Source organism: Protofrankia sp. Cr1, assembly GCF_963555865.1.
GTDB lineage: Bacteria > Actinomycetota > Actinomycetes > Frankiales > Frankiaceae > Protofrankia.
Map to the genome: position 1 here is coordinate 1 of NZ_CAUVXO010000230.1, position 4712 is coordinate 4712.

At 69.6% G+C, this 4712-nt stretch carries 5 protein-coding genes and 1 pseudogene; 4 read left to right on the top strand and 2 right to left on the bottom strand.

The features are described 5' to 3' along the window. The first annotated feature begins 123 nt into the window (after positions 1-123). Positions 124-951 carry a glycoside hydrolase family 16 protein gene (locus tag U9980_RS17115; RefSeq protein WP_322768833.1) on the top strand — a complete coding sequence of 276 codons (828 nt, stop codon included), beginning with the start codon at positions 124-126 and terminating at the stop codon, positions 949-951. Here the strand turns inward: U9980_RS17115 and U9980_RS17120 are convergent. Both U9980_RS17120 and glpX read right to left on the bottom strand, forming a co-directional pair. Next, positions 941-1627, bottom strand: a complete 687-nt coding sequence (locus tag U9980_RS17120) for a sterol desaturase family protein (RefSeq protein ID WP_322768834.1) — start codon at positions 1625-1627, stop codon at positions 941-943. The genes U9980_RS17115 and U9980_RS17120 overlap by 11 nt on opposite strands. 170 nt (positions 1628-1797) lie before the next feature. Further along, positions 1798-2820 (bottom strand): class II fructose-bisphosphatase, encoded by a 1023-nt coding sequence (gene glpX, locus U9980_RS17125; protein WP_322747658.1) that lies wholly within the window; start codon positions 2818-2820, stop codon positions 1798-1800. Positions 2821-3292: 472 nt separating this feature from the next. Between glpX and U9980_RS17130 the strand changes: the two genes are divergently transcribed. From U9980_RS17130 to U9980_RS17140, 3 genes and pseudogenes are all read left to right on the top strand, one after another. Then, positions 3293-3850: a DUF4245 domain-containing protein gene (locus U9980_RS17130; RefSeq protein WP_322768835.1), complete on the top strand. Its 558-nt coding sequence runs from the start codon at positions 3293-3295 to the stop codon at positions 3848-3850. 95 nt (positions 3851-3945) lie between these two features. Continuing rightward, a complete protein-coding gene (locus U9980_RS17135; protein ID WP_322768836.1) occupies positions 3946-4167 on the top strand; it encodes a hypothetical protein in 222 nt (73 codons plus the stop codon). A gap of 18 nt (positions 4168-4185) precedes the next feature. Further along, a pseudogene (locus tag U9980_RS17140) lies at positions 4186-4712 on the top strand (hypothetical protein); the annotation flags it as partial.

The window sequence follows — 4712 nt, forward strand, 5'->3', positions numbered from 1 at the left end:
TCACGTAACGTAAGCGTTTCGCGTCCGACTGATTACTTTCCGTGTTAGGTTCGCTGGCAACAGGAAAGCCGGTTGCGCGGGTCAGTGGGGGCCTGACCCGCCCGGATGTTGGGTTGCCCTCAGATGCGTACCAGGCCCCGCGTTGTCCTGCCGCTGCTCGCGGCTTGTGTTGTGGCGTTCGGCGCTGCCACGGCGTGCACGGACCCCGCCGTGCTCGGCGGCGGGCCGGCGCGTATCGCCGACCCGCGATCGGCCTCGGCGGTCGCGGCCTGGGGCGCCCCGCTGTTCGTCGAACAGTTCGACGGCAAGGGTGTCGACCCTCGAAACTGGTGGGTCTATGACAGCCCGAACGCGGCTGCCTTCCCACGGTCGGCGGCCCGGGCCACGGTCGCGGGTGGCACGCTGCGTCTTACCGGCGGTTTCGACGCCGCCGGGCGGGATCTGTCCGGTGGGATCGCCAGCAAGACCGACCTGCGGTATGGACGCTGGGAGGTCCGCGTCCGGGTTGAGCGTGGGGATGGCTACTCGGGGGTGGTGTTGCTGTGGCCGGCGTCCGGCCACTGGCCCACCGACGGTGAGATCGACCTGCTAGAAGCGATCAACGGAAACCGCCAGGGTGCGTCGAGCTTCGTCCACAACGGATCGAACAATCATGTGGAGTGGCACTACCTGCCCGGCGACTACTCCCAGTGGCACACGATCGCGGTCGAGTGGCTGCCCCGATCGATCACGTTCTATCTCAACGGTGTGCCGGAATGGACGGTGAGCGCGCCGAGCACCGCGGGTGCGTTCAACCCGATCCCGTCGACGTCTGCGATGCATCTGGCCCTGCAGCTGGACAAGGGCTGTATCTCCGTGATCCCGTGCCGGACCAGCCAGACACCCGCGACAGTCACCATGTACGTCGACCAGGTGCGGATATGGGCGGCTCCGCGACAACTCACCGGGTAGGTGCGCGCGTTGCCGTCGGTGAGATCGCAACCGCGTCACGTGGCGGGTTGGTTCCCAGAACGATGTCGCCGATATTCGACGTGACTCCGAGCCAGTAGCGCTCGTTACGGAAGTGGTGCAGACGGTGGTTGCGCCAGTGCCGTCGGTACATTTTGCTTCGAGGCTGGTAGCTGCTGTGGATGAGGAAGTGGGTCCAGTCGTAGGCGAGTAGGCCCGCCGCCGCGCACAGCGCCGCGGTCGCCGCCCCAGGTGATCCGAAAACGGCTGTGGCAAGGGCGATCGTGCCGCCGCCAAGCACCTCCTGCGGACGTACGAACATCGTGTCCAGGCTCGTCGGGTCACGGTGGTGCTGCTCGTGCCCCTTGCCGGCGGTCCGGTAGAAGGCACGGCCGATCGGGCTGGTCGGCTGGGCATGCAGGATCTCCCGGTGGACCGCCCATTCGACGAACGGCTGCGTGGCCACCATCGACGCGGCGACCAGGACATCGGCCCGCCCGAAGCGTCCACGGGCGAGCCGCACGGTCGCCAGGCTCCCGACGGTGCCCAGCAGCACCGGTGGCCGGGGATGACGCAGAAAACACCGGGCGGCGTCGGGCAGTGTGGTGACCTGGGTGGCGCGTCCGTGCGGACCGGGTCTGTCCAGACGAGCGGCGGTCGCGACGACGACGCGCGTCACCCAGGCGCCCGCCCGCAACGGCAACGCTGGCGTCGGCTCACTCGGTGTCGCCTCGCTTGCCGTCGGCTCGCTTGGCGTCGGCTCACTCGGTGTCGGCTCACTTGGCGGCAGCTCACCTGGTGCCGGCGGTTTGCCCGGAGCCGTTGGGCTGCTCAGGGTCCTTGCCCTGATCAGAACGGCACCGTTGAGTAGGCCTGGAGCTTGGTCAACTGGTGCTGGCTGTCCACCCGGCGGACCGTCCCACTGCGCGATCGCATGACCAGGGATGACGTGTTCGCCCCACCGGGCCGGTAGCGGACCCCGGCCAGCAACTCGCCGTCGGTAATGCCGGTGGCGACGAAGAAGACGTTGTCGCTGTTCACGAGTTCGCGCGTGGTCAGAACGCGCGTGGGGTCATGGCCGGCGTCGAAGACCCTTTTCTGCTCGTCGGGATCCCGCGGCCAGAGCCGTCCCTGGATGACACCGCCGATACAGGCCACCGCGCACGCGGCGATGATTCCTTCAGGGGTGCCGCCGATGCCCAGCAGCAGGTCGGCGCCGGTGTCGGCGGACGCGGCCATGACCGCGCCGGCCACATCCCCGTCGGAGATGAGCTTCACCCGGGCACCGGCCGCACGGATCTGTTCGACCAGGTTGACGTGGCGCGGACGCTCCAGGACGACGACGGTCACATCCCGTGGATGCACGCCCTTGGCCTTGGCGACGGCGCGGATGTTGTCCTCGACGGGCGCTGTGATGTCCACCACGGCGGCGGCCTCAGGTCCGGTGACCAGCTTCTCCATGTAGAAGCAGGCGCTCGCGTCGTACATGGACCCGCGTTCGGACACGGCCATCACCGCGATCGCGTTGTTCATGCCCTTGGCGGTGAGCGTGGTGCCGTCCACCGGGTCGACCGCGACGTCGCATTCGGGACCCTCGCCCGACCCGACCTCCTCACCGTTGAAGAGCATCGGGGCTTCGTCCTTCTCGCCCTCACCGATGACGACGATCCCGCGCATCGACACCGTGCCGACGAGCCGCCGCATGGCGTCGACGGCGGCCTGGTCCGCGCCGTTCTTGTCGCCACGCCCGACCCATCGGGCGGCGGCGAGCGCAGCCGCCTCGGTCACCCGGACGAGCTCGAGAGCGAGGTTGCGATCGGGCGCTTGCCCCTGGACCGCGAGAGGATCAGGAAGGTTGCTGTCTGCTGCCACGCATCCGAGCGTAATTGCACCCGCGTCCGTGCGCCCACCGGCGGTGTGACGGCCGAGCTCAGCACCCGGCCGGTCGGGGGGCGTACCACTGCGAGGCCGCCTGGCCTGTGGTGGATCCATCGGGTGTCGGATGTCTGACACCACGGTCGCCGGTGCCGACGCAACGCCAGTCGTCGGTTGTGCGTCGAACTGCACAGAGAACGAAGGTGGCACCAGAGAACCACGGTGCCACAGAGAACGAAGGTGGCACCAGAGAACCACGGTGCCACGCAGGACGAGGGCGTCCGGCCCGCGGAGGGGGCGTGCCGGACGCTCGTCCATTGTTTATCGCCAGTCGGCCTTTGCACGTGTGGCTGGGCCGCACGGCGTCCTGTTAGTTGGCCCACTCCACCCCAGCCCCGCCCCTGGCCCTTGGCCCCCCGGTCGGCTGCCCCGTCGGGTCCGGCTCGGGACGGGACGTCAGGATGGACGGGTGGCACGACGACGCGGTCAGGAAACGATCCGGGACATGGTGCTGTCCCTCGGTGTTGTGATGCTTGGGGTGGCGCTGTTCACCCTGTTCATGCCAAGGGGTGGCTCGGACCCGGTGAGCGCGGTGGACACGGCCGCCCCGCTGGCTGCGTTCGCGCGTTCGGCGCCGTTTGACGTCGCCGAACCGGCGGGTCTGCCCAGCTACTGGAAGGCCACGTCGATCCGGACGCAGCCGCCCCCCGGTGCGTCCCGCGCGAACGTGGTCGAGCTGCGCATCGGCTACGTGGTCGACCGTCCGGGCAACCGTACGTACGCCCAGCTCAACCAGGGCAATGCGGCCGACGCGGTAGCGCGGGTCCTGGGCGACCGGCCGGTGACGGGGACCGCACGGTTGGCGGGGGAGTCCTGGCAGGAAAGGCGGGACGACGCCGGCCACCTCGCGTTCACCCGCCAGGTCGGCGATGTCGTACTGATCGTCTCCGACGGCGGCGGCGAGGGCGGTGCGTCCGCCGCCGACCTGGGGACCCTGGCCGCCTCCCTGCGTCCGCACACCGCCTGACAAAGGCGCGCGACAGGGCGCGCCAGGGCGTGCACGATGAGAAGGCCACGCGCGCGATAACGACGCAAGAGACCATCGCGCTCACCGACCATGGCGTGCCTGCCATGTCTGTGCAGCGGCTGATCGGGGAGGCTGCCACGAACCGCCGGGATCTCCTCGAAGCACTTGCCGCAACGGCCGGCCTGACGGTCGCCGGGGTGGCGGTCGCATCCGCGCTCACCCCGCTGGACAGGCTGCTCGCCTTGGACAGGACCGCCTCCGGCTCGGGTGGGCTGGCCCTCGTCGACGCCCAGCTGGAAAGCATCGTCGCGGACTAACCGACGACCCCGCCGACCGTGCTGCTCGGGCGGATCGCCGAGATGCAGCAGGTCACCGACGCGCTCGGACAGCTCAGCCTGCGCCCCGCCGACCAGGCCCGGCTGTGGCGCCAGGCCGGGATCGGCGCCGGCCTGCGCGGTTGGGTGCACAACAACGCCGGCCAGACGGATGCCGCGCGGCTCTCCCTCGCCGAAGCCTTCCGTCGCGGTGAGCTGCTGGAGGACCCGCAGCTCATCGCGTGGACCCGGCACATGCAGTCGATCGTCGAGGACTACGCGGGCAACCCCCGCGGCGCCGAGGAGTACGCACTGGACGGATTGCGGTACGCCCCGTCCGGGCCGCAGCGGGCGATCCTCCTCGCCGACGGCCTGGCTCGGGCACGAGCGGATGTCGGCAACTCCGACGGTGTCGTGGCCGCGGTTGACGAAGCCGGGGCGATCGTCGCATCCCTGACCCCGCAACAGCGCGGCCCGATACACGCCACCATCGTCCATGACCTGGACTCCTACCATCCGGTCAATTTCGGATCGTGCGCCGCGACAGC

Coding starts and splice junctions, on each gene's coding strand:
- U9980_RS17115 (WP_322768833.1), top strand. CDS start 124: ATGCGTACCAGGCCCCGCGTTGTCCTGCCGCTGCTCGCGGCTTGTGTT.